The following is a 24,155-nucleotide window of genomic DNA, read 5'->3' as shown; positions in this document are numbered from 1 at the left end:
GCACGGGCGCCGGGCGGTGCAGGGCCTGCCTGGCCTGTGCGGCGAAGCTGTTTGCAGTGGCCCGCAGATCGGCGCCGCGCCATACTAAATACCGTGTGCGGGGCCTTGTTCACGCCGCCTATCTTCTGTCCCTCGGTAAACGGAGCGTCCGTGTTCAGCGTATTTTTGGTCAACAGTCTGGTGGTCATAGTCGCGGTGGTGACGCATTACGAATTCCTGTTTCGCCTGACCCAACTGCTGCCGAAGATCAGTATTCGCCATCGGTTCCGCATCGTCCTCGGCGTTTGCGGGGCGCTGCTGGCCCATGCGGTTGAGGTTTGGGTGTTCGCCATCGCGTACTACTTCATGCACCGCACCAGCGGCTGGGGTCAGTTGACAGGCAACTTCGACGGCAGCCTGCTCGATTGCGTGTATTTTTCCTTCACAACCTTCACCACCCTGGGCTTCGGCGATATCGAACCGACCGGTTCGTTACGTTTTCTGACCGGAATCGAAGGGCTTACAGGTTTGGTGTTGATCACCTGGACCGCCTCCTTCCTGTTCGTCGAAATGCAGCGCTATTGGCAGCCTAAATAGCCCATGCCTTAACTCAAACTAGGTCTTGCCGCCCGAGCCTGTGTTGCATTGATCGTCCTTAATGCTTGGTACCTGTTAGCTGGCGGTGCATGATCCCGTTTCGCCTTGATGAGTGTTTGCGCATGGCCAAGCCTCCTGTTGCTCCACCTTCTGCCTCTGCACTGGGGCGCTTTCTTACTTTGGCGGGTACCGCCACGCGCATCGGCACCAGCGTACTGGGGCAGCGCTTGCGTCCAGGGCGCAGCAGCATTGACTGGCAGCCAGTGGCTGAGTTGTTGACGGATGTTTTGGGCGAGATGAAAGGGCCGGTGCTCAAGCTGGGCCAGATGGCTTCGCAGTGGCAGGGCGTGTTGCCCGAGCCGGTGGCCCGATCACTAGGCGCGTTACAAAACCGTGTTCCAGCCTTGCCCTTCAGCGCGCTGCGCGGGCATTTGCAGCAGGTCTATGGCAGCGACCTCGGCGCGTTTTTTCAGCAGATCGACGAGCAACCCTTCGCGGCGGCTTCGCTCGGCCAGGTTCATCGTGCTGTGGCGCTCGATGGCCGGGCGCTGGTGCTCAAGGTGCAATACCCGGGTATCGCCGAGATTTGCCAAGCTGACCTGCGCCAACTGCGCCGTTTGTTGCCGCTGGGGCGCTTGTTTCGCGCCCCAGCCGCGCAACTAGAAGGCCTGCATCGTGAGCTTGCGGCGGTGATTGAGGCCGAGTTGGATTACCCCGCAGAGATGCGTCGGTTGCAGCGTTTTCGAGCGCATTTCGCTGACTGGCCGGGTTTACGCCTGCCGCAACCGCAAGAAGACCTGTGTCGGCCCGGCGTGTTGGCGCTGAGTGAAGAGCCGGGCTTGCCGTTTGCCGAAGTCGCCCAAGCCAGTGCCGAGGTGCGTGAGCGTTTGGCCCTGACGCTGGTACGCTGGCTAAGCGCCCAGGCCTTCGAGCTGGGTTTGTTGCACGCTGACCCGCACCCAGGCAATTTTGCCTATACAGCCGCTGGTGAGTTGGTGGTGTATGACTTTGGCTGTGTGCAGGCCTTGCCCGCGCCGTTACTCGCGGCTTATGTGCAAACCTTCAGAGCCTTGCAGGCGCGCGATGGCGAACAGCTGGAACAGGCTTTTCAGGCGCTCGGTACGCGCCAGCCAAAATCGACCATTCCGTATGGCTTTTATCGTCAGCTGCATGGCTTGCTCGGGCCGTTGCTGCAGCCCGGCGTGCACTGGGACTTTGCCGCCACGCCGCTGCATGAGCAAGTGCAACGGCTGCTGCCAGATGTACTGGGCGCGCTTGGTAGCCTGCAACCGGCCCCGGCCACCTTGCTGGTTAACCGCACGCTGGAAGGGCACTACTGGAACCTCAGCCGTCTCGGCGTGGCAGTGCCGGTGGCGGACCTGCTGCAGACGCAGCTGGCCATGCCTTAACCAGCTGGAACGGTTAGGGGCTGTACGTTTCGACGATACTATTGGTTTGTCCGCACACTGGCCCGCCGTTAATTCGCGCGCGCTTATTCCTTGCTCGCGGGCGATGTGGGCGGTTCCGGTTGGTACTTGCCTTGCTTTAAATCATCGAAATAACGCTGGTAACGACCGCTGTCGCGATAGAGCTGCAGGCGTTTATTGAAGCGCTCAAGCAGTGCTGGGCTACCTGCCAGGCTTTTCGGCAGCATCAGGTAACTGCGGTTGATTAGCAGCGGCTTCGGGTGATGAGTAATACGCGCCTGCTCCGCCGCGCTGAAGTGGCTGCGTAATGACGCGTAGCCCACGTGCATTTCCTGCGGGTAGAGCACGACGCGCTCCTTGAGCAGCTTGTCGAAGTTTTGTTGGTCGCTGGAGACACGCTCGATCTTCACCTTGCCTTCGGCGAGAAAGGCGTCGAAATCCGGGCCATAACTGTATTTCAAACCGCCACCCAGCTTCATGCCGGTGAGATCGGCAAAGCTGCGCCAGCCGAAGGGCAGGCTTTTCAGGTGAAAGAATACGAATTGCTCATCGAGTAACGGTGCGCTGAAAAAAAAGTCAGCCTCGCGGTCATTCTTATGCATCCACACTGCGGTGGCGTCAAAGCGGCCTGCCGCGGCAGACGAATAAGCGCGTGGCCAGGGTAGGAACTGGAAGCTGACGCGGTAGCCTTCATCGGCCAGTAGATCGCTGATCAAGTGGGCGATAACGCCGTTGTGTTGCAGGTCTTCGGACAGATAGGGCGGCCAGTCACCGACGCTGATCTTCAATTCAGGCTGTTCGCTGGCCTGCGCGAAAACACCAAACAATAAGCACACTGCGACCAACAGGGGTTTGCACTTCATTAAGCGCCCTCTAGCGGCTGCGCGCGGGTATACGGCGTGCTCCGCGAGCATTAATAGCATTGTGCATGAGCGAGTGCATCCCATAGATGAGGGGCTGCTGCCTAAATAGCCAGCAGCCAGGGGTCGCCAATACTTCATCAAAGTGTCATCTGAGGCATGAAGACTGCTGCGAACTGGTTCAATCCCCTGTCTCTGCATAAGGATAATTGCTGTGCTGCGAATTCCTACACTCTGTGCGCTCTTTGCGCTGGCGCCACTGGCCTCGGCCCTTGAGTTGAAACCGCTGGGGCAGTACCAAAGCGGTTTTGCTGAAGGCACTGAAATTGTCAGCGTGCAGGCTTCAAGCCTACGCGTGGCTGTCTCCAATAGTGCCGAAGGCCTGGTGGATATTCTGCAGCTGGACCCGGCCAAGGGTCTTGATCGCCTGGCGCGCTATAACCTGGTGGCCGAGGCGGCTGGGGAAATCACATCGGTGGCCTTCCACCCCCGCGAAGACCTTTTTGCCGTATGCATCCGCAACCGCGATGCCCTGACAAACGGTCGTATAGAGTTTCGCAGTGCGGCTGATGGGAAGCTGCTGAATACCCTGGAGGTTGGCGTTTGGCCGGACAGCGTAGGGTTTTCGCCCACGGGTGATTTTGTTGTAGTGGCTAACGAGGGTGAGGGTTATGTGCGTGACGGTGCAGGCTTTCGCAGCGGTGAAGGTTCGATCAGCCTGATCGACCTGCGCGGTGGCGTGGTCGCGGCCAAACACAGCCTGATCAGCCTGCCGGACCTGGCCGGTGTCGAGGGTGTGACTCAATCCGAGCACAAGCGGTTGCTGGAGCGGGAAATCGACGGTGAAGAGCTGAAAATTCCGTTCGGCACCAGCCCCGAGCATATTGAGCCGGAATACGTGGCCTTCAGCCCGGACGGAGCGCGTGCCTACATCAGCCTGCAGGAAAACAACGCGGTTGCCGTGATTGATGTCATGCAGGGCAAGCTGGACAAGGTGTTTGGCCTGGGCACGGTGCGTCATGCGGCGGATATTGTGTATGACGGCAAGTACGACCCGAGTGCCGAGCTGTTTGCCCTGCGCGAGCCGGATGCCGTGGCCGTAAGCGCCGATGGCCGTTACCTGATCACGGCCGATGAAGGCGACAGCGATCCGAAAATCGCCAAAACCAAGGCCGGCTTGCCCAGCGGTGGTGGCCGTACGGTTAGTGTGTTTGATGCCATGAGCGGTAAATTACTCGGCGATACGGGCAGCCAGCTTGACGACAAGGCCGCCGCCGCCGGCGTTTATCCGGATGCGCGCAGCCCCAACAAAGGCAGCGAGCCGGAGGGTGTGGTGAGTTTCGATGCCTTCGGTAAACGTTTGGCGGTGGCTACTCTGGAACGTGCGGATTCTCTGGCCCTGATCGATCTCGATCAGCCGGATCAACCGCAGGTGCTGCAAGTCATTGGAGCGGCTGAGGGGGCGGGTTCTGGCCAACTGGCGCCTGAAGGTCTGGCACATGTGGAGCACAATGGCCGACATTTCCTGGTTACCGGGCTGGAGAAGAGCGGCAACGTCGCGCTATTCGAGCTGGTCAAATAACGCCTTGAAGCAAGCGTAGGATCGGTTAGCCGCAACATATATCCGGCGCGATGTCGCTATAGCGTTGCGGCGAAACCCATCATGCGGCGGTGGGCAGTATGGCTATCACGAGGGACATCCATGTCCCTTGCCCTACGACCAGCGTTCTTTGCGCCAAGCCTGTTGCTGCTCAGGCGTCTGGAACGTCCAGGCAACAAAGCGGCTCTGCTTCTGGCCTTGGGCCATTTCCACGGTCTGTATCTGCAGGGCGCCGGCCTGTTTCAGGGCGCTATAAACCCCTGGTAAGTTGCCGGCCTTGGAGATCAGGCTGCTAAACCACAGCACCTGCTGGCCGACTTCGGCACTTTCCTTGATCAAACGGCTGACAAACGCCGCCTCGCCACCCTTGCACCACAACTCCGCCGCCTGGCCGCCGAAGTTAAGCACCGGCAGTTTGCGCTTGGGATCGAGCTTGCCGAGGTTGCGCCACTTACGTTTGCTGCCGCTACTGGCTTCTTCGGCGCTGGCATGGAAGGGCGGGTTGCACAGCGTCAGGTCGAAGCGCTCATCGCTGTTCAGCAGGCCCTGAAAAATATGCGTGCTGTCGCGTTGCTGGCGCAGTTCGATGGCATCACGTAAACCGGGGTTGGCCTGCACGATGGCTTTGGCTGAGGCGATGGCCTCGGCGGCGATGTCTGAGCCGAGAAACTGCCAGGCGTACTCGCGGTTACCCAACAGCGGGTAGATGCAGTTGGCGCCCACGCCGACATCCAGCGCACGTACCTGGGCGCCGCGCGGGATCTCGCCAGCATTACTGGCGGCCAGCAGGTCGGCCAGGTAATGCAGATAGTCCGCGCGGCCAGGGATTGGTGGGCACAGGTAATCCGCCGGAATATCCCACTGATTGATGCCATAAAACTGCTTGAGCAGCGCCCGGTTGAAGACCTTGACCGCCGCCGGGTTGGCAAAGTCGATGCTCTCATTGCCATACGGGTTGATGATCACAAAGGCCGCCAGCTCGGGGCTGACCTTGATCAGTGCGGGAAAGTCATATCGCCCCTGATGGCGATTGCGTGGGTGCAGCAGCCCCTTGGCTGTATCGGGCTTGGCCGCAGCAGGCTTGCTGGGCGCAGGGCGCGGCGCGGCGGGTTTACGGCTGGGGCGTTTTGGCGGCAGGGACATGGCAGGCGGATCGCAGGCTTGGGGCGCGGGATTTTCCCACAGCTAGGCGCAGGTTGCTTGCCGACAGTCTGTAAACGCTATGTGCCGGGCGGCTAGTGGGCAATATTCAGCAATATCGCCAAGTAATCGAAGAACACGCAGTACAGGGCAATCGGCAGCGGCAGGCCCAGCAATGTGCCGAGCAGGTAGCTGCGAAAGCGCACGCCGGACAGCGCCAGTGTGTAGTTCAGCGCCGGCACAGTCTGAAACAGCATGCGCAAGATGATGATGCTGGTCAGTGGGCGGCGATCAAGCCCGTTCAGCAGGCGCTGCGCCAAGGGGCTGTTCAACTCGCGCAGGGCGTTACCGCCCAGATAACTGATGGTCACGTAGGTGGCGATGCAGGACACGCAAGCGGCTACGTAGGTGACGATGCCGCCATAGAACCGGCCCAGGGCAAGCACCGCTGCAGCGAGAAACACCCAGCCAGGAATCTGGATCAGGTTGCCGAGGGCGAATAGCAGGGTAAACAGCAGCAGGCCTGCGACCGGGTGCATAAGAATCAGCGCCTGCAGGGCCTGCAGATTGAATTGCGCGCGGATACCCAGGGCTTCGAACAAGACGAACAAGCCCAGGAGAAACACAATGACCAGTAACAGACGGTGCGAGCTGCGCATTCGGGGCTCGCGGGGTCAGGGGTAGCCGAGGGTGGCTTTGATCTGCCCCAGGTTCGCGGCAATCCATTGTGGGTTGATCGCGCCCCAGTTGCGAATTACATAGTGGCCAGCGTTGTTGCGCTCACCGGCGTCCTGCTCGAAGACGCAGTCAATGTCCAGTTCGGCTAGCGCTGCGAGGGTGTCCTGGGCGGTGCGGCGTGGCATGCCGGTGGCTTCCATCAGCGCTGGCACGCTGCAGGCCGTGCCGCTGTCGATCAGCCAGGCCACATAGAGGCGGCGGTAGAAGCTGGTTTTGGTTTTGCTGACATCCATCAGTGCTGTGCTCCTGCGTTTAATCCAGGCGCGCGGCCAGTTAAGCGCGCCTTATCAGAGTGAAGATGATCAGCCCAGGGTGGCAATGCCAATGTAGGTGGCTGCACCGGCGATATAACCGACAAAGGCCAGCAGGCTGATTTTCTTCAGATACCAGATGAAGTTGATCTTTTCCATGCCCATGGCGGCCACGCCGGCTGCCGAACCGATGATCAGGCAGCTGCCACCGGTGCCGGCGCAATAGGCGAGCATTTCCCAGAAGGTGCCGTCGACCTGGAAGTTGCTCAGCCAGGCGGCTTCGCTGCCGGCCAGTGCCAGCGCTTCTGGGCTTACCAGGGGGTACATCTTCATGGCACCGGCCACCAGCGGCACGTTATCGACTACAGATGACAGCAGGCCGATGGCGATGTTGATGGCGTAGACATCCCCCAGGCCTTCGCGCAGCAAGGTGGCGACCTGGGTCAGATGGCCCGCAGTGGCCAGGCTGGATACAGCCAGCAGGATACCGAGGAAGAACAACACGCTGGTGGTGTCGATGCGGCGCAGGACGCCGACCACCGAGAGTGGGTGTTTGTCTTCATCGTTTTTGCCGCGGTGGATGATTTCAGTCACCACCCAGAGCACGCCCAGGCCAAGCAGAATGCCCATGTAAGGCGGTAGATGGGTCACGGTCTTGAATACGGGTACGAAGACTAGCGCGCCAATCCCCAAGACAAACACCAAGTTACGTTCGAAGGGGGTGGTCGGGTCACGGCGTTCTTCGGCCAACGGCTTGACCTCGGCGCGCTGGATCTCACCTTTCATGGTCACGCTGAGAATCAACAACGGCACCAGCATGCAGACCAGGCTGGGGATAAACAGGTTGGCCACGATGCCGCTGGTGGTGACCTGATTGCCGATCCACAACATGGTGGTGGTTACGTCGCCAATCGGTGACCAGGCGCCGCCGGCGTTAGCCGCGATAACCACGATGCCGGCGTAGAACCAGCGCTCTTTCTGGTCGGAGACCAGCTTGCGCAGCAGCGAGACCATGACGATGGTGGTGGTCAGGTTATCCAGCGCGGCGGAAAGGAAGAAGGTGATCAGCGCGACGGTCCACAGCAGGGTGACGCGCTTGTTGGTGCGGATACGGTCGGTGATGACCTTGAACCCTTCATGGGCGTCGATCAGCTCGACGATGGTCATCGCGCCCATCAGGAAGAACAGAATCTCGGAAATCTCGCCCAAATGGTGGCGCAGTTCTTCGGTGACGTGCTGGCCATTGCTGCTGGCGCCGGCTGTGCCTGAGCCAATCAGCGGCAGAATGGTGTCGGCACCGAGCACCAATACGGTCCAGCAGATCACCGCGGTGAGGATTGCCGAGGCGGCCTTGTCGATTTTCAGTGGGTGTTCGAGGGCGATGCACAGGTAACCGAGGACAAAGATCAATGCCATCAACGCATACATGGTCAGACTTCCATTTGCAGGGCTTTCTTATTGAATTAGAGGTGCCAGGAGTTTTGAAGCGTCGACGAAGATGCCTGAATTGCTCAGGAAATGGCAGGCTATTTATTGCGCAGCCAGCCCGCCTGTGCCCTGCGTAGGTGATTTCTGACTGATCGGTTAGTGCTGCAGCGCCCCAGTCGCGCGGTGTTGCGCAACTGGGGCGGGCTTTTCGATTAAGCCTGCGGCAGTGCGTCGCGCATCGCTTCGGGGGGAGCAACGGGGGGCGCAACGGGTTGCGGCGGGAAGATAAACGCGAGGAACATCGCCAGCAGCGGCATCAGTAAATTAAAGAAGCAGTACGGCAGGTAGCTCAGGGTCGCGACACCGAGGGTGGCAGCCATGTAAGCCCCGCAGGTGTTCCACGGCACCAGCACCGAGGTCAGGGTGCCGCCGTCTTCCAGTGCGCGCGACAAGGTCACCGGGGCGAGGCCGCGCTTGGCGTACTCCTCACGGTACATGCGCCCGGGCAGCACGATGGCGATGTATTGGTCGGCGGTGATGATGTTGCTGCCAATGGTGGTGGCGATGGTGCTGGCGATCAGACTGCTGGTGCTTTTCGCCAGGTGCAGGGTGCTTTGCAGCAGCCGTTGCAGCAGGCCGAGTTTCTCCAGTACGCCGCCAAAGCACATGGCGCAGATTATCAGCCAGACGGTGGTGAGCATGCTGCCCATGCCACCCTTGGACAGCAGGCCATCCAGCGCCACGTTGCCGCTGTTGGACTCATAACCGGCAAACAGCGCGGTCCACACGGTTTTCAGGGGTGCCAGCGCGCCGGCAGCGGGGTCGGCCAGGCGTTGCATGACATCCGCCTGAAAGATCAGGGCAAACACCGCCCCCACCAGTGCGGCGAGAAATACCGCTGGGAAGGCCGCCCATTGGCGCACCGCCAGAAACAGCAAAAACGCAACCGGCAGCAGCAGGTGCCAGCCGAGGCTGAACTGGCTCTCAAGGGCCTGCAGCACCTCGGCGATACGCGCGGTGTCATGGCTGCCGCTGGCTTGCTGGCCGAGGATAAAGAAGATCACCAGGGTGATCAGCAGCACCGGCACGGTGGTTTGCAGCATGTAGCGAATGTGCGCGAATAGGTCGGCTCCGGCGGCGGCCGGGGCCAGGTTGGTGGTGTCCGACAAGGGTGAGAGTTTGTCGCCAAAGTAGGCGCCGGAAATGATCGCGCCGGCGGTGATGGCCGGGTCCAGGCCCAGGCCTGCCGCTACGCCCATCAGGCCAATACCCAGGGTGCCGGCTACGGTCCAGGAGCTGCCGATGGACAGCGCCGTGAGGGCGCAGATCAGGCAGCTGGTGACGTAGAAGTATTCGGCTGAAATCAGCTTGAGGCCGAACCAGATCATGGTCGGCACGGTGCCGGCGAGAATCCAGGTGCCGATCAGCGCGCCAACCGCCAGCAGAATCAGGTTGGCCTTCATGGCAATATGGATGCCAGCGAGGATGCCTTCCTCGATTTGCACCCATTGCAGGCCATTTTTCAGGCCGATCAGGCCGGCGACAAAGGCGGCGCTCATCAGTGCAATCTGGTTGGGCCCACTGGAGGAACTGTCGCCGTACAGGTAAACGGAAAGGGCCAGCAAGACCACCAGTACGCCGATGGGCAGTAGGGCGTCGAGCAGGGAAGGGGAGCGTGCATCAGTCATGGGTGTACCGATCAATCAATGGAAACAGGCAAAGGCGACCGCCTCGACGGGCCAGGCGTCGCGGGTAAATCCTTTCTATGAAAAAACAAAACCCGCGCCGGTAAGGGCGCGGGCTTGATGTGGTAGAGGCTTAGAGCGCGGCGATTTTGCCGCGCTGCTCGACCATTTTGCCCAGTGCTTGCTCGGCCTCTGCCAGCTTGGCGCGCTCTTTATCGAGCACTTCGGCTGGGGCCTTGGCGACGAAGCCTTCGTTGGCCAGTTTGCCGCCAACGCGCTTGACCTCGCCGTCCAGGCGGGCGATCTCTTTATCCAAGCGCGCCAGTTCGGCGTCCTTGTCGATCAGCCCGGCCATCGGTACCAGCACCTGCATGTCGCCAACCAGGGCGGTGGCAGACATCGGCGCTTCTTCGCCTGCTTCCAATACGCGTACCGACTCCAGCTTGGCCAGCTTGTTCAGCAGCGGCGCGTTATCGGCCAGGCGGCGCAGATCTTCCGCGCTGGCGTTCTGCAGGATGATGTCGATGCGCTTGGCCATGGAGATTTTCATCTCGCCACGGATCTGCCGCAGGCCGAGCATCAGCTGCTTGACCCACTCGATGTCGTCTTCGGCGGCGGCGTCGATGCGGCTGTCATTCGCCACTGGCCAGGCCTGCAGCATGATGGTTTCGCCCTGCTTTTCACCTTGGGAGACGCCGGCTTGCGCTTTGATGCGCTGCCAGATTTCTTCGGTGATAAACGGCATAAACGGATGCGCCAGGCGTAGCGCCACTTCCAGTACGCGGATCAGTGTGCGGCGGGTGCCACGTTGGCGCTCGATGGACGCGTTCTCGTCCCACAGCACGGGTTTGACCAGCTCCAGGTACCAGGCGCAGTACTCGTCCCAGATGAACTCGTACAGGGCGTGCGCAGCCAAGTCGAAGCGGAAGGCATCGAGCTGACGGGTCACTTCGGCTTCAGTGCGCTGCAGGGCGGAGATGATCCAGCGGTCTACCGAGGACAGCTCGACTTCCTCACCGTTAACGCCAGTGTCCTGGCCGTCGGTGTTTTCCAGTACGAAGTTGGCGGCGTTCCAGATCTTGTTGCAGAAGTTGCGGTAACCCTCGACCCGGCCCATGTCGAATTTGATGTCACGGCCGGTGGAGGCCAGCGCCAGGTTAGTGAAGCGCAGAGCGTCGGTGCCATAGGCGGCGATGCCGTCAGGGAACTCGGCTTTAGTCTGCTTGGCGATTTTCTCGGCCAGCTTAGGCTGCATCAAACCTGTGGTGCGCTTTTCCAGCAGAGCATCGAGGGTGATGCCATCGACGATATCCAGCGGGTCGAGCACGTTGCCCTTGGACTTGGACATCTTCTGGCCTTGGCCGTCGCGCACCAAGCCGTGTACGTACACAGTCTTGAACGGGATCTGCCCGGTCAGGTGGGTGGACAGCATGATCATCCGCGCGACCCAGAAGAAGATGATGTCGAAACCGGTGACCAGCACGTCGGTCGGGTGGAAGGTTTTCAGGGCATCGGTCTGCTCGGGCCAGCCGAGGGTGGAGAAGGTCCACAGGCCGGAGCTGAACCAGGTATCGAGGACGTCTTCGTCTTGGCGCAGGCTAGCGTCGCCCAGATTATGCGTGGCGCGTACTTCCGCTTCGTCACGGCCGACATAGACGTTGCCAGCATCGTCGTACCAGGCCGGAATACGGTGGCCCCACCACAGCTGACGGCTGATGCACCAATCCTGGATGTCACGCATCCAGCTGAAGTACATGTTTTCGTACTGCTTGGGCACAAACTGGATTTCACCGCTTTCGACCACGGCGATGGCTTTTTCGGCCAGCGGCTTGGTGCTGACGTACCACTGGTCGGTCAGCCACGGTTCGATGATGGTGCCGGAGCGGTCGCCTTTCGGCACCTTCAGGGCATGTGGCTCGATGCTTTCGAGCAGGCCGGCGGCTTCGAAAGCGGCCACGATCTGCTTGCGCGCTTCAAAACGGTCGAGGCCGGCGAATTGCGGCGGCAGGCTGCCGTCGAACGCGCTGTTGACGCTACCGTCGACATTGAACACTTGGGCGGTCGCCAGTACAGCGGCGTTTTTGTCGAAGATGTTGATCAGCGGCAGGTTGTGGCGCTTGCCGACTTCATAGTCGTTGAAGTCGTGGGCTGGAGTGATTTTAACGCAGCCGGTGCCGAATTCGGGGTCGCAATAATCGTCCGCGATGATCGGGATGCGTCGACCGAGCAGCGGCAGCTCAATAAAGGTGCCGATCAGCGCCTGGTAGCGCTCGTCACTCGGGTTTACCGCAACGGCGCTGTCGCCGAGCATGGTTTCCGGGCGGGTGGTGGCGACAATCAGGTAGTCCTTGCCGTCAGCAGTTTTGTTGCCGTCGGCCAACGGGTAACGCAGATTCCACAGGCTGCCTTTCTCGTCGTGGTTTTCCACTTCGAGGTCGGAGATGGCGGTGTGGAACTTGGTGTCCCAGTTGACCAGGCGCTTGCCGCGGTAGATCAAGCCGTCTTTATGCAGGCGTACGAAGGCTTCTTTAACCGACTCGGACAGGCCTTCGTCCATGGTGAAGCGTTCGCGCGACCAGTCTACCGAGCTGCCCAGGCGACGAATCTGCCGGGTGATGGTGCCGCCGGACTGTTCTTTCCATTCCCAGACTTTTTCCAGGAACTTCTCGCGACCCAGGTCGTGGCGGCCAATGCCGTCAGCGGCCAGCTGACGTTCAACCACCATCTGGGTGGCGATGCCGGCGTGGTCGGTGCCCGGTTGCCACAGCGTATTGCGGCCCTGCATGCGGCGGAAACGTATCAGGCAGTCCATGATCGAGTTGTTGAAGCCGTGGCCCATGTGCAGGCTGCCGGTGACGTTCGGCGGCGGGATCATGATGGTGTACGGCGCGCCTTTACCTTGCGGGGCGAAATAGTTATTCGCCTCCCAGTTCTGGTACAGGGCGGTTTCAATGGCGTGCGGCTGGTAGGTCTTGTCCATGCGCGGCGGGACCCTTATGACGGCTAGACGGAAAAGCCGGCAAGTATAGCGGGGATGGCCGGTGCGACGTAAGGGCAAGCGCGCCAGGGCTGACTGATGGGCGTGTGAGGGCTCATCTAGAGAGATGGCAAACCTGTGTAGCCTGTATGCAATTCGGGCTACACAGTGCTACTTACGTGGCGGCAATAGACGGGTCAGGCGGGCATCGAGGCGACGTGTGAGTTCAGCCTCGATCTGCGGCACGAAGTCGTCGATTACATCCTGCAATATCAATTGGGCTGCGGCGCGCAGTTCACTGTCGAGTCGGTTCAGCTCGCTGTCGCGACTGATGCTCAAGTTAACTGTCTCGCGCAGGGTTCGTGCCACCGGCGGTTCGGCTGGCTTGGGCGCAGGAGCCTCGATACCGGGTGGTGACGTTACGATTTCGGAGAGCAAGGGGATGCTGTCCGGGTCAATCGAGTCCATCAGCAAGGGTGGCTCGAGGTTTTCATCGCCCAGCAGTTGGCGGATCGACTCTAGGTCGTTCAGCAGGTGGGCAGGTTTGTTCGGTGTGTTCGGGTTGTCCATGGTGTGCAACTAGAGTTCGACTCGTTTGGGATCATAGCCGCGCTGCCGGTAACTGCGGAAATTCTCCCTGCAGGCGGTCAGTAGGTCAGGTTCTTGGTTGACGATTTCTATCACCCGGCTGAAACGTTCAACCTGAGGTGAAAGGGTGCTGCCGAGGTTAATCAGTATGCCTTGCGTGCTGGCGGGCTCTTGGTCCAGGCCGATCGCCACCGGAGCGTCGGCTTCGTCCTGATACAGGTTGTGCGGGACAAAGCTTTCCGCTTTGAAGCGCCACAGTAATTCGTCGAGCTCAGCACATTGCGCGTCATCATTGCCGCGCAGGAACACCGGTAGGCTGGCACGCCAGGCCTTCATCGCCAGCTGACACGCCGCACGCAGGCGATCGCCTGGCACAGCAGTGGAGAGTACGTAGAATTCTATTCGGGGCATGGCGGCACGCTTGGGCGTTGGTTGCAGGAGCGGCTTGCTGAAAGGCGGGCAGCTTACCAGCCAATCGCGGAGAAGACCGCACCTACAGTGCGCCTAGGGCTTTGGATTGGCTTTGGGCGGTTACAAAGCTGGCGCGAGATGCGGCGCTAAAGGTAGCGCCGCTGTGCAGCAGTTACTGTGGGGATTCTCAGGCGTTGCTGCGGTCCAGCAGATACTGCGTCAGCATCGGCACCGGACGACCGGTCGCGCCTTTGTCCTTACCGCCGCTGATCCACGCAGTGCCGGCGATATCCAAATGCGCCCAGTGGTACTTTTTAGCGAAGCGCGAGAGGAAGCAGCCGGCGGTGATGGTGCCGGCTTTTGGCCCGCCTATATTGGCGATGTCGGCGAACGGGCTGTCCAGTTGCTCTTGGTATTCGTCGTACAACGGTAGCTGCCAGGCGCGGTCATCGGCGGTCAAACCCGCACCGAGAATCTGTTGCACTAATTCGTCGTTGTTACCCATCAATCCCGACACATTGCTGCCCAAGGCGACGATGCAGGCGCCGGTTAGGGTGGCAATATCGATCACCGCTTGCGGCTTGAAGCGCTCGACGTAGGTCAGGGCGTCACACAGCACCAGGCGGCCTTCGGCGTCGGTGTTGAGGATTTCCACAGTCTGCCCACTCATGCTGGTGACAATGTCGCCGGGACGAGTTGCGCCGCCGCTCGGCATATTTTCGGCGCAGGCCAGCAGGCACACCAAGTTGATCGGCAGTTGCAGCTCCAGCACGGCTTTAAGGGTGCCGAACACGCTAGCGGCGCCGCACATGTCGTACTTCATTTCATCCATGCCGCCGGCAGGCTTGATGCTGATGCCACCGGTGTCGAAGGTGATGCCTTTGCCGACTAAAGCGAAGGGCTTCTCGGTCTTTTTACCACCTTGATAGTTGAGCACGATCATCCGTGGTGGCTGATCGCTGCCCTGAGCGACGGCAAGGAATGCGCCCATACCGAGTTCTTTGAGCTTCTTCTCATCAAGGACTTCAACCTTGAGGTTTTTATAGGTCTTGCCCAGTGACTTGGCTTCTTCTGCCAGGTAACTAGGGTGGCAAAGATTCGGCGGCAGGTTGCCGAGGTCTTTGGTGAAGGCCATGCCGGTGGCGATCGCCTGGGCATGGCTGCTGGCGCGTTGGGCGTCAGCCAGGCCAGCTTTGTCGCTGAGCAGGGTGATTTTCTTCAGGGCGCCGGCTTCGGCTTTTTGACTCTTGAAGCGATCAAAGCAGTAGCCGGCATCGGCCAGGCTTTCCACCATCAGGCGAGTTTTGCCGTAGGTGTCGCGGTTTTTCACCTGCAATTCGTCGAGGGCCAGGGCCGCGTCGCTGCCGCCAAGAGTTTTCAGGCTGCTGTAAACGCTGGTCACGATTTTACGTAGTTGACGGTCCGACAGTTCGTTGTCCTTACCGATGCCGACCAGCAGGACGCGCTCGGCTTTGAGGCCTGGCAGGTTGTGTGCCAGCAGGGTCTGGCCGAGCTTGCCAGTCAGGTCGCCACGCTTGAGCAGGTTGCTGATGGCTCCAGTGCTGGCAGTGTCGATGGCCGTGGCGATTTCGCCAAGTGTGCGGCCTTCGCCGATAGGGATAACCAGAGTGGCGGTTTTTAGAGTTTCTGGGCGTGTGCTTTTAACAATAAATTCCATTACGTGGTGTCCCCAAGACAACGAGTCGCTATTACAGGATAATGCCGGCTGAAATTTCGAGGTTCGCCCGTTGAGCGAGCCGGCAAGCAGTTTGGCTAGTGTGAGCTGAGCCAGCTGAGCCTGACAACCCTGGAGTGTCTGGTTTGATCGTCTTCCGTTATCTGTCCCGTGAAGTGCTGCTGACTTTGAGCGCGGTAAGTGCCGTGCTGCTGGTCATTATTATGAGTGGTCGCTTTATTCGTTATTTGGCCCAGGCGGCGCAAGGTGCGCTCGACCCTGGCGTGCTGCTGATGATCATGGCCTACCGGATTCCCGGCTTCCTGCAGCTAATCCTGCCGCTGGGGCTGTTTCTCGGCATCCTGCTGGCCTATGGCCGTATGTACCTGGACAGTGAAATGACCGTGCTCTCGGCCACTGGCATGAGCCCGCAGCGCTTGTTTGCCTACAGCCTGGCGCCGGCAGCCCTGGTGGCGTTGCTGGCCGGCTGGCTCAGCCTGGGCCTGGCCCCGCAAGGTGTTGAGCATGTGGCGCGGATTCTTAATCAGCAGAGTGCCCTGACTGAATTGGATACCCTGGAGCCAGGGCGTTTTCAGTCGATGCGCAATGGTTCACGAGTGACCTACACCGAAGAGTTGTCCGAGGATCGTGGCGCGTTGGCTGGGGTGTTTATCTCCGAGACGCAGCTGTCGAGCAAAGGTGACAAGGAGCGCGGTATCTCTGTATTGGTCGCAGAGTCTGGCCGCCAAGAGATTCAGCCTGACGGCAGCCGTTACCTGATTCTGGAAAATGGTTACCGTTATGACGGTAATCCGGGGCAGGCAGATTACCGCGCTATTAAATACGACACTTACGGCGTGCTGCTGCCCAAGCCAGAAGTGGCCACTGAGGTTACGGAGCGCGAAGCGATCCCGACGCGCGAGCTGATTGGTAGCGACAACCCACGTATGCAGTCCGAGTTGCAGTGGCGCTTGTCGATTCCCGTGCTGGTGTTTGTCGTTACCTTGCTGGCGGTGCCGTTGTCGCGGGTCAACCCACGGCAAGGGCGATTCCTCAAGCTGTTACCCGCGATCCTGCTTTACATGGCTTACCTGGCGCTACTGATTGGCGCACGTGGTGCGCTGGATAAGGCGAAAATCCCAACAGCTCTGGGCTTGTGGTGGGTGCACGGGTTGTTCGCACTGATCGGTCTGCTGTTGCTGTATTGGGAGCCGCTGCGCTTGCGCTGGGCGGCTCGTCGTGTGGCGCAGGAGGTGGCCCGTGGTTAAGTTGGATCGTTATATTGGTACCCAGGTGTTTATCGCCATCATTGCGGTGTTGGGCATCATTGTTGGCCTGGCCCTGTTGTTCGCCTTTATTGATGAGCTGGGCGATGTCGAGGACAGCTATACCCTGTTGGATGCGCTGGGCTATGTGCTGCTGACGGCGCCGCGGCGTATTTATGAAATGCTGCCGATGGCGGCGCTGATCGGCTGTCTGATCGGTCTGGGTTCGCTGGCCAGTAATAGTGAGCTCACCATCATGCGCGCCGCCGGGGTGTCGATTGGGCGGATTGTCTGGGCGGTGATGAAGCCCATGCTGGTGCTGATGTTGGTTGGCATTTTGATTGGTGAATACCTCGCGCCCTACAGTGAGAATCAGGCACAAGCCAGTCGCGCGATGGCTCAGGGCGGCGGTGAGGCGCAGAGTTCCAAGCACGGCATGTGGCATCGCCAGGGGCAAGAGTATGTGCATATCAATGCCGTGCAGCCTGATGGTGTGCTGCTCGGTGTGACCCGCTATCGCTTCGATGAGCAGAAGCGCATGCAGTCCGCAAGCTTTGCCCGGCGCGCGCAGTACCAAGGTGATCACTGGCAGCTGGAAGACGTGGCGACCACGAATTTCCGTGAGCGCAGCAGTGAAGTTATCCAGCAGGCGCGCGAGCGCTGGGATGTCGAGTTGACTCCGCAGTTACTCGGCACTGTGGTGCTGGCGCCTGACGCGCTGTCGATGACCGGGCTGTGGAGTTATATCCACTACCTGGCTGAGCAGGGGCTGAATAATAGCCAGTACTGGCTGTCGTTCTGGACCAAGGTGCTGCAGCCATTGGTGACGGCGGCGCTGGTGCTGATGGCGATTTCCTTTATCTTCGGCCCGTTGCGCTCGGTGACACTCGGCCAGCGCGTGTTTACCGGCGTGCTGGTGGGTTTCGTGTTCAAGATCAGCCAGGACCTGCTCGGGCCGTCGAGCCTGGTGTTCGGTTTCTCGCCGTTGTTGGCGGTGTTGATCCCGGCAGGTATCTGCGCACTCGCGGGGATGTTTCTACTGCGCCGCGCTGGTTAATCAGGCGCAAAAAAAAGCCGGCGTACCCACTGTGGGCATGTCGGCTTTTTTATGCCTGCCATCCATGGCAGCTAAACTTCGGGCTATCGCTGCGCGACGTTAAAAATGGCTCCTAACCATTTTTTATGACTGCGGTTTACTTCTTGTGAATATTCTTCGGCAGCTGGACGACTTGGCTGTCTGAGTACATGTCATGCCAGCTGCGCTTTTCCTTGTCCCAAAGCACCCACAAAAAGCCTAGGCCGAGCAGTAGCCAGGAGCCGATGGCAACGAGGAAGCGCAACAGTGCTTGCCACAGCGTGATAGCTGAGCCGTCGCGGTTCTGCATGCGCAGCCCCCAGACCTGCATACCCAGCGTCTGGCCGCTGTGGGTCCAAAACTTGGCGAAGAAGCCGAATAAACTGAGCAGCAGCAGAGTCGAGAGCAGGGGGTCGCCATCCAATGCGCCGGCATCGGACATCTGCTTGAGCTGCGCCTCGCCATAAAAACCCATCAGGACCAGCTTGTAGATAAAGGCCACCACGATCAGCAGCGCGAGGCACAGCATGGCGTCATAAAATATCGCGGCGAGGCGACGGGGCAGTCCGGCGCAGGGGTAGTCACCCTGAGGGCGCAGCAGGTGTTTTGGCATGATGGGCTCTTTATTCAGTCGGCTGGCGGAGTGTTCGCTAACAATGTGGCATCAAAGGGCATAAAAAATCCTGATGCGGTCGTCAGGGGTTGATCAAGGCGGCAGGGTTACTCCTGAACTTGAACTTCGTCAGCCTGTATGCTTTTCTGGCCTTGCACCGCGGTAAAGCTGACTTTCTGATCCTCTTGCAAACTCTTGAAGCCAGTGCTCTGGATCGAGCGAAAGTGCACGCAGAGGTCAGGGCCGCTTTCTGGTGTGATAAAACCAAAACCTTTCTCGTCGTTAAACCATTTAACGGTACCGTTCTGCCGATTCGGCATGGTGTATTTCCTTGAGCCTTAAGTTGATAACAGCCGCTACTCGGCATGAGGGGCTGATAGTGGCTGCGAGGCGCAATGTGGGTAGAGCCGGCTGGAGCGGATCAAGATGATCGACTGCAACAGGCCACGATTTCCAGCGACCCATCCAAGCACCGTGCGTAAACTCTACGCCAGCGCCTAGGCACATGCCAAGCCCGTAAGGGCACGTGAATACTGCTCTGAGGTCACTTCGGCAGGGTCTTTCGCGGCAAGCTTATGTGCATGTCGAGGGCGTTTATAAGGCGCTTCCGCATCACTGTCCCTATGCATCACCGCTTTATTACAGGCAATAAAAAAGGCCTTGATCAACAAGGTCTTTCTTCGAGTTTATGGTGCGGGGGGGGTCGAACTGATCGCTACAGGCTTTGCCATTGCTGGCTTTGCTGGTTTGGTCATTCGAGTGACATCCCTAAGAACAGCCCTAAAACTTAAAGTGCCTCATGAATTACGGCAAATTATGCCCCACCGGCACCTGCAAAAGCCAAACAAGCCCGCGCCCAAAACACGAATTTTGGGGACGTAAGAAAAAGGTTCCCCCCGTCGTTCGGGCATACATTGGGCATCTAGTTTTTGCCTCCCCCCCCCTTCCACGAATGTGAGGTTTTGTGAAGTTCGGCGATAGCTATGGTCAATATTGATCAGGCTGGCCATTGGCAATGGGTGCCAGTCGCCAGACAAGCAAAATCCCAGCGATTAGGCCGGGCTTTATCTAATTTAGAATCAGTCAGCTTTTGTCGAGAATAGCCTGTCATCATCGGTGGGAATCGGCCAATAGCAGCCGGTCAATCGTGTCTATAAAAAAGTAGGGGCGATTCAATGTTACTCAGTACGACCACTGGCCGAACGCGTAACTCGGGCCGGAATAGGCGTTAACGGCTGACATAGAAGTTTTTGCAGTCGACCAGGGCAAATGACATTTACGCGTTACCGCCTGCGCAATGAGTGCGGGTTGTCGGTCACGACGCCCCAGACTTCAAGCTGCCCCCATCCTGCAGATAAATATAGAGTGGGGGCTCAGGGTTTTCCGGCAGCAGAGCTGGCCGTCTTGCCGCGTTAAAAGCCAGAACTTTGGCCGTGAAAACACCCGCGACCAGGGCGACGATAAGATCTAAATGTTAGGTAATTTGTGGTGATTTCGCGGTTCGGGATGGCGAGCTGCACATCCTTGTAGCCGAGATTGGGATTTAATTGGTTGCCTGCGCTGTGTGCAGAGCTGATCAAGCACCCGCCTTACAGAGCTTGTCTGAGTTTTGGCGTGTGTGAAGTCGTTGAAGATCCAAATGATTTTATGGCTGGCCATGACGCCAGACAGTACAATTGTGTCCAAGTTCCAGCGTTGTGGTGGCGTTTGAATCCAAAATTTCGATAGATGACCCTGTTTATTTTCAATAAGTCATTGAATTCTCATAAAAATAAGCCCACATCAGGAGCTAGAACCGATGGGGAAAATTATGTATTGCATCACTTCGCGTCATGCAGTTGGGGCCTTAGGGGTGGCTATTTGTATGGCGGCCTCCAGTATAAGTGTGGCCCACACAGCCTCTATCGGATACACCTCTGCGGGTGCTGGCTCCATGACTTTCTGGTTCGGCACCTACCACGGCTCAACGTTCACCGAAGGTGAAGTTAAGTTAGTTGGTCAAGGCGGCGCGAGCTATTCGTCTATCCAGCGCTTCACCTTACTATCTACTCTTCTTCCTGATGGGCTTGTCCTAGGCCAGAATTACTTCGGCACGGATGGGACGCAGCTAGACGGTACGAAAGATGGCGGCAGTACTGCTTGGCAAGGTGCTACTTTTAGTGGCTTGCAAGCGGGCACCTACACATTTACGTATATCCCTCTAGGCGACCCTGAATCATTCGACCCCGCTGGTACTCCGACTCTCGACTGGGTGCCGTTGGATAGCGTTATCCGCGGTGGCCCATCCAACCCAATCAACATAAATTCAGCGCTATTGGGTGGCGGCGGCTACAACGCCACGCTCTTGGGCAATATTCCCGGTAGTTATGCGTCTGGTCTGGCAAGCCATCTGGATTCTTTTAGTGGCGCTATTCCAACAGGGTTATCCGATACGCTCTCTGCACTCAATGCCTTGTCGCCAGGAGAGCGGTCAGTCGCTATGGCCAGAATGGCTCCGATCACCAGCACCGCCATCAGCGGCACAGCCAGCAAGGCTGTCAGTGGCATTCTCGATAGCATTAGTCTTCGTTTAAGTGGCGCGCGTGAAGAGCGCGGTTATGCGCCGAACTTGGCCGACTTGGACTATCGCTCAGAGGTTTTGCTGGCAGACACCAATAATGCCTATGTTGATCCTGAGCAACTAGCTGGTTCAGCGCGGTACGGTCTCTGGATGAAAGCTTTTGGCTCCAGCAGTAACCAGGATATTCGAGACGGCTATTCCGGCTATGACGCCAATACATCTGGGTTCAGCCTGGGCGCGGATACTCGCTTGAAAAACGATTGGATTGTGGGTGGGGCTTTAACCTATGCCAAAACAAACGTTGGCCTAAATGATCTGCGTAACGGCGATAGCTCCGACCTGAATACCTATCAATTCACGGGTTACGCCAGCCGCGATTTTGGCCCATGGTATCTAGACGCTATGCTCGCCTATGCTCGTCAAGAGTTCGAAACTCAGCGCTATACCGGCCTTGGCTCTGTTGCCAAAGGTGATTTCAGCGGTAATCAGTGGAGCGGCAAGGTAGAGGCGGGCTATCCGATAGCCCTTACTGATCAACTCACTCTGACACCGTTGGCAGGCCTAGAGCTTTCCTATCTAGATATCGACAGCTACACCGAGAAAGATGCTGGTGCTCTCTCGCTTGATGTCGACAAACAAAGCGGCGATACCAGTAATAGCTTGTTAGGTGCACGCCTAGAGATGGTCATACCAATGGATCGTGGGTATAGCCTTACACCGTCAGCGCATACGGTTTGGCGTCACCAGTTGCAGAGCTCTAGTATCGACACCACGGCGGCCTTCCTCGGTGGTGGAGGTAGCTTTACTACGCCTGGTCAAGATCTACAGCGTGATAACTACACGATGGGTGTGGCGTTGGATCTACGCCAAGGTGACGGCAGTTCAGTATCACTGCAGTTAGACCGGCTTACCGCTAGTGGGTTAGAAGCATACGCTGCCCAGTTACAAGCAAACTGGTTGTTCTAACCTTCTTCTGGAAAGGTCTTCAAACTCTCGACCATAAACCGCTCTTTTGGGCGGCTTATGGTCGAGGGATTCCGATTAGATGCCTGCCAGATTAGTTCTTTAAGACAACCGACTACTGAGCTGACGGCGTGAGTGTATTCGAACATCACGGCGACCGCTGTCATTCAAGGGCGACGAACTGTGCCGCTGGTCAGGCCCCGACATTGGTAGTCGCAGTCCCAATGATACCTATGGTGGTATTGATGACCCACTTCGTTACTGAAGTGGGCTCAGAAGGGCTTCGGCTCTTCTCTCGAGTAGGACGTTGTCAGCCTGCGATTAGAGAACGGTGCTAAGCGCGTAATAGAACAACCGGCTATAGCTTGTGTGAAGAACCAGCCAATCGAGCAAGAAGTAGTTTCAGCATAAGACTGATGGCAGGGATGGTCAGTATCATTTCTTCCGTATATTGCACAATTGATATGACTGCTTTTGGCACTTTTCTGCCGGTCGCCATCTCACCGTAAGCTGGTCAAGCTGAGTGCAAATGGGCGGTCAAGTAATAGCAATTTATATAGCTAAAAATTAATATATATCAATCAAAAACTGTGTTTTCCCGCGCCATCACATAAATAAAATCAGGTGCAGAAATGAAAAGACTTTTAATACTACTAATAATTTCTTCACCCACTTTGGCAAGTGATGACGTATGCAAAGATTTGATAGTGGACATAACTAATAACTACGATGTAGCTCAGTTAGAGGTTGTGCGCAATGGCAACCCATACGTTACAGAAACTGTGGTTGCCTGCACATACAAAGGCACCACCCCAGAGATATGGGGTGATCGTCCAGTTGTTTTGAATGTGTTACTAAATGCGGATACAGGAAGGTTTCAAGTGGATGTGCGTTAACTATAAATCCCCATGAACTCCCGCGCTTCAACTGTTAGGCAGCCAGAACCCAGACGCGGTAGGACAATCCCAAAGCACGGATTTTGCGGAAGCGTAAAATTAGTTCCCCCCGTCGTTCGGTTCCGGGTGCCGTCCTGACTTTTTACTCACCCCCTCCCGGTGTGCCAAAAATTGTTGCGGTTAATGCGTGGAAGGTTCCCCCATTCGTTCGAGCGCTGGGCCGTTGTCGCTTTCGACCCACCCCTCCCGGCTCCGGTTTGGGTTCTTGGCTGGTTGTTGTGTTGGTGGGCTGGGTTGTTGTATTGCCTGGCCGGGTCCGGTTTTAAATATGCCGAAAAGCCCCGCCATTGCTGGGGTTTGGCAGGCCAGGCATGCGGAATAGGAAACAACAACCAACCTTAAAAATCTCGTATGAAGCGAAGGGGCGGGGTTCGAATTACCCGCATGGGGCAGCAGTCCGGGAGAACCTAAAGCGGGAGGGCAGGTGGTTATCGCTCCAAGGTTGGATATAACTCAATCAGGCGATCAACGATAGATGATGTGTCTATGTCATGACCGCCCTGCAAAAGCGACTTGGCTGCTGATGCTATCTGAGTCGTGGATGGTTTTTTGAGTGCGTAATCTTCCCTCGATTGAACGTTATTCAGATCGTCCAAGACATCTTCCAGTTCAAGCCAAACCGATTCCATTTTTTCATCGGCTGATATCAGGTCATCTATCTTTATTTGGGCTTGCGTGTGGGTCATGCCTTTCGGCAGTTTCATGCCATAGATCGAACAGAATATTTTCACGATTCCGGCTGGTGGTCTGTTAAACCATAAATCAGCGTTTTCGGGTTCTGAAAATATTAAGCGAATAAGCTCTTTTGCTTCCGTATTCGAAATGCGCGGCTTTGATTTCTTAAAGAAGCGGAGAACCTCAATATCTTTTAAGTCGGCGTCTTCAAACATGCCAAGCGCATCAGTAGCTTGTCCCTTAGTGGGTTCGCCAAGGAGGCTGGCACCTTCATCTTTCAGTTTTTCTAATTGAGCAGCAGTTGCCGGGTGGAAGTACCACTGTTTGAAATAACTAAAATTGCCACTGTCCTTTGCCTCCTCGGCAGCCGCCCATCTAGCGTTTAGCCAGTCTAGGTCTTGATTGGCCTTCGAATGCTTAGGGGTTGCTTGCTTGGGGGGAGCGCTCGTTGATTTTTTAAGTGGTGATCGACGTGGTTTTTTTGTTTCACATTCAGAAGTATCAAAAAAACTACGATCCCGACGAATAAAAAAAACTCCATAAAACCTCCTTGTTTAAATTTGAAGCGATGACTCCATGCCGCTAACTGTTGAACAGATGTATACCAAGTCAACTCTCTAGGCAGCGCAACATATTTAGCGGTCATTCTTGCTCAGGATTAGTAGTGCTCGATTCACTTTTTTGTAGGGGGT

At 57.7% G+C, this 24,155-nt stretch carries 19 protein-coding genes; 6 read left to right on the top strand and 13 right to left on the bottom strand.

Features of this window, described 5'->3' with window-relative positions:
• The first annotated feature begins 150 nt into the window (after window positions 1-150).
• Entirely contained in the window at window positions 151-576 is a 426-nt protein-coding gene (locus tag BMZ32_RS03100) for a potassium channel family protein (RefSeq protein WP_090239452.1), read from the top strand.
• A gap of 122 nt (window positions 577-698) precedes the next feature.
• Window positions 699-1,985: an ABC1 kinase family protein gene (locus tag BMZ32_RS03095; protein WP_090241522.1), complete on the top strand. Its 1,287-nt coding sequence runs from the start codon at window positions 699-701 to the stop codon at window positions 1,983-1,985.
• An 83-nt stretch (window positions 1,986-2,068) separates the two neighbouring features.
• On the opposite strand, the gene BMZ32_RS03090 is transcribed toward BMZ32_RS03095, so the two are convergent.
• Entirely contained in the window at window positions 2,069-2,866 is a 798-nt protein-coding gene (locus BMZ32_RS03090) for a substrate-binding periplasmic protein (RefSeq protein WP_090239450.1), read from the bottom strand.
• 211 nt (window positions 2,867-3,077) lie between these two features.
• Here BMZ32_RS03090 and BMZ32_RS03085 point away from each other — a divergent pair, with 211 nt between their 5' ends.
• Complete coding sequence (locus BMZ32_RS03085) at window positions 3,078-4,445, top strand: choice-of-anchor I domain-containing protein (RefSeq protein WP_090239447.1); 1,368 nt, start codon at window positions 3,078-3,080, stop codon at window positions 4,443-4,445.
• A gap of 132 nt (window positions 4,446-4,577) precedes the next feature.
• Here the strand turns inward: BMZ32_RS03085 and rlmF are convergent, their stop codons facing one another.
• From rlmF to BMZ32_RS03040, 9 genes are all read right to left on the bottom strand, one after another.
• On the bottom strand, window positions 4,578-5,606 hold the full coding sequence (rlmF, locus tag BMZ32_RS03080) for a 23S rRNA (adenine(1618)-N(6))-methyltransferase RlmF (protein ID WP_090239444.1): 1,029 nt from the start codon (window positions 5,604-5,606) through the stop codon (window positions 4,578-4,580).
• Between the two features lie 92 nt (window positions 5,607-5,698).
• Window positions 5,699-6,262: a VTT domain-containing protein gene (locus tag BMZ32_RS03075; RefSeq protein ID WP_090239440.1), complete on the bottom strand. Its 564-nt coding sequence runs from the start codon at window positions 6,260-6,262 to the stop codon at window positions 5,699-5,701.
• Between the two features lie 15 nt (window positions 6,263-6,277).
• A complete protein-coding gene (locus BMZ32_RS03070) occupies window positions 6,278-6,574 on the bottom strand; it encodes a winged helix-turn-helix domain-containing protein (RefSeq protein WP_090239438.1) in 297 nt (98 codons plus the stop codon).
• A 69-nt stretch (window positions 6,575-6,643) separates the two neighbouring features.
• Window positions 6,644-8,020 (bottom strand): sodium:proton antiporter NhaD, encoded by a 1,377-nt coding sequence (gene nhaD / locus BMZ32_RS03065; protein WP_090239435.1) that lies wholly within the window; start codon window positions 8,018-8,020, stop codon window positions 6,644-6,646.
• Between the two features lie 212 nt (window positions 8,021-8,232).
• Window positions 8,233-9,708: a Na+/H+ antiporter NhaC gene (gene nhaC, locus BMZ32_RS03060; protein WP_090239433.1), complete on the bottom strand. Its 1,476-nt coding sequence runs from the start codon at window positions 9,706-9,708 to the stop codon at window positions 8,233-8,235.
• 130 nt (window positions 9,709-9,838) lie between these two features.
• Window positions 9,839-12,685, bottom strand: coding sequence for a valine--tRNA ligase (locus BMZ32_RS03055; RefSeq protein WP_090239430.1), 2,847 nt, complete (start codon window positions 12,683-12,685; stop codon window positions 9,839-9,841).
• A gap of 168 nt (window positions 12,686-12,853) precedes the next feature.
• Window positions 12,854-13,252, bottom strand: coding sequence for a DNA polymerase III subunit chi (locus BMZ32_RS03050; protein ID WP_090239427.1), 399 nt, complete (start codon window positions 13,250-13,252; stop codon window positions 12,854-12,856).
• A 9-nt stretch (window positions 13,253-13,261) separates the two neighbouring features.
• A complete protein-coding gene (locus BMZ32_RS03045; protein ID WP_090239425.1) occupies window positions 13,262-13,681 on the bottom strand; it encodes a DNA polymerase III subunit chi in 420 nt (139 codons plus the stop codon).
• A 187-nt stretch (window positions 13,682-13,868) separates the two neighbouring features.
• Window positions 13,869-15,359, bottom strand: a complete 1,491-nt coding sequence (locus BMZ32_RS03040; protein ID WP_090239422.1) for a leucyl aminopeptidase — start codon at window positions 15,357-15,359, stop codon at window positions 13,869-13,871.
• Between the two features lie 143 nt (window positions 15,360-15,502).
• Here BMZ32_RS03040 and lptF point away from each other — a divergent pair, with 143 nt between their 5' ends.
• On the top strand, window positions 15,503-16,624 hold the full coding sequence (lptF, locus tag BMZ32_RS03035) for an LPS export ABC transporter permease LptF (RefSeq protein WP_090239420.1): 1,122 nt from the start codon (window positions 15,503-15,505) through the stop codon (window positions 16,622-16,624).
• Window positions 16,617-17,678, top strand: coding sequence for an LPS export ABC transporter permease LptG (gene lptG, locus BMZ32_RS03030; RefSeq protein ID WP_090239417.1), 1,062 nt, complete (start codon window positions 16,617-16,619; stop codon window positions 17,676-17,678). Before lptF ends, lptG begins: the two co-directional genes overlap by 8 nt.
• A gap of 136 nt (window positions 17,679-17,814) precedes the next feature.
• Here lptG and BMZ32_RS03025 read toward each other — a convergent pair whose 3' ends face one another.
• Together BMZ32_RS03025 and BMZ32_RS03020 are read right to left on the bottom strand one after the other, a co-directional pair.
• Window positions 17,815-18,309 (bottom strand): RDD family protein, encoded by a 495-nt coding sequence (locus BMZ32_RS03025; protein WP_090239415.1) that lies wholly within the window; start codon window positions 18,307-18,309, stop codon window positions 17,815-17,817.
• A gap of 107 nt (window positions 18,310-18,416) precedes the next feature.
• Window positions 18,417-18,629, bottom strand: a complete 213-nt coding sequence (locus BMZ32_RS03020) for a cold-shock protein (protein ID WP_090239411.1) — start codon at window positions 18,627-18,629, stop codon at window positions 18,417-18,419.
• 1,613 nt (window positions 18,630-20,242) lie between these two features.
• Between BMZ32_RS03020 and BMZ32_RS03015 the strand changes: the two genes are divergently transcribed.
• Entirely contained in the window at window positions 20,243-21,835 is a 1,593-nt protein-coding gene (locus BMZ32_RS03015; protein ID WP_167376707.1) for an autotransporter outer membrane beta-barrel domain-containing protein, read from the top strand.
• Between the two features lie 1,381 nt (window positions 21,836-23,216).
• On the opposite strand, the gene BMZ32_RS03010 is transcribed toward BMZ32_RS03015, so the two are convergent.
• The gene (locus tag BMZ32_RS03010) at window positions 23,217-23,678 is read right to left on the bottom strand and encodes a hypothetical protein (protein ID WP_090239406.1); all 462 of its coding nucleotides are present in this window, start codon (window positions 23,676-23,678) and stop codon (window positions 23,217-23,219) included.
• Between the last annotated feature and the right edge of the window lie 477 nt (window positions 23,679-24,155).

Source organism: Pseudomonas guineae (genome assembly GCF_900113745.1).
Taxonomy (GTDB): domain Bacteria; phylum Pseudomonadota; class Gammaproteobacteria; order Pseudomonadales; family Pseudomonadaceae; genus Aquipseudomonas; species Aquipseudomonas guineae.
This window is presented reverse-complemented; position numbering and strand designations above follow the sequence as displayed.

What these genes read in the sequence shown, in the direction of transcription:
- BMZ32_RS03015 (WP_167376707.1), top strand. Translation starts at nt 20,243, where the DNA reads ATGACTTTCTGGTTCGGCACCTACCACGGCTCAACGTTCACCGAAGGT.
- BMZ32_RS03090 (WP_090239450.1), bottom strand. Translation starts at nt 2,866, where the DNA reads ATGAAGTGCAAACCCCTGTTGGTCGCAGTGTGCTTATTGTTTGGTGTT.
- BMZ32_RS03020 (WP_090239411.1), bottom strand. Translation starts at nt 18,629, where the DNA reads ATGCCGAATCGGCAGAACGGTACCGTTAAATGGTTTAACGACGAGAAA.
- BMZ32_RS03070 (WP_090239438.1), bottom strand. Translation starts at nt 6,574, where the DNA reads ATGGATGTCAGCAAAACCAAAACCAGCTTCTACCGCCGCCTCTATGTG.
- BMZ32_RS03045 (WP_090239425.1), bottom strand. Translation starts at nt 13,681, where the DNA reads ATGCCCCGAATAGAATTCTACGTACTCTCCACTGCTGTGCCAGGCGAT.
- BMZ32_RS03040 (WP_090239422.1), bottom strand. Translation starts at nt 15,359, where the DNA reads ATGGAATTTATTGTTAAAAGCACACGCCCAGAAACTCTAAAAACCGCC.
- BMZ32_RS03025 (WP_090239415.1), bottom strand. Translation starts at nt 18,309, where the DNA reads ATGCCAAAACACCTGCTGCGCCCTCAGGGTGACTACCCCTGCGCCGGA.
- nhaC (WP_090239433.1), bottom strand. Translation starts at nt 9,708, where the DNA reads ATGACTGATGCACGCTCCCCTTCCCTGCTCGACGCCCTACTGCCCATC.
- rlmF (WP_090239444.1), bottom strand. Translation starts at nt 5,606, where the DNA reads ATGTCCCTGCCGCCAAAACGCCCCAGCCGTAAACCCGCCGCGCCGCGC.
- BMZ32_RS03055 (WP_090239430.1), bottom strand. Translation starts at nt 12,685, where the DNA reads ATGGACAAGACCTACCAGCCGCACGCCATTGAAACCGCCCTGTACCAG.
- nhaD (WP_090239435.1), bottom strand. Translation starts at nt 8,020, where the DNA reads ATGTATGCGTTGATGGCATTGATCTTTGTCCTCGGTTACCTGTGCATC.
- BMZ32_RS03050 (WP_090239427.1), bottom strand. Translation starts at nt 13,252, where the DNA reads ATGGACAACCCGAACACACCGAACAAACCTGCCCACCTGCTGAACGAC.
- BMZ32_RS03010 (WP_090239406.1), bottom strand. Translation starts at nt 23,678, where the DNA reads ATGTTTGAAGACGCCGACTTAAAAGATATTGAGGTTCTCCGCTTCTTT.
- BMZ32_RS03075 (WP_090239440.1), bottom strand. Translation starts at nt 6,262, where the DNA reads ATGCGCAGCTCGCACCGTCTGTTACTGGTCATTGTGTTTCTCCTGGGC.
- BMZ32_RS03095 (WP_090241522.1), top strand. Translation starts at nt 699, where the DNA reads ATGGCCAAGCCTCCTGTTGCTCCACCTTCTGCCTCTGCACTGGGGCGC.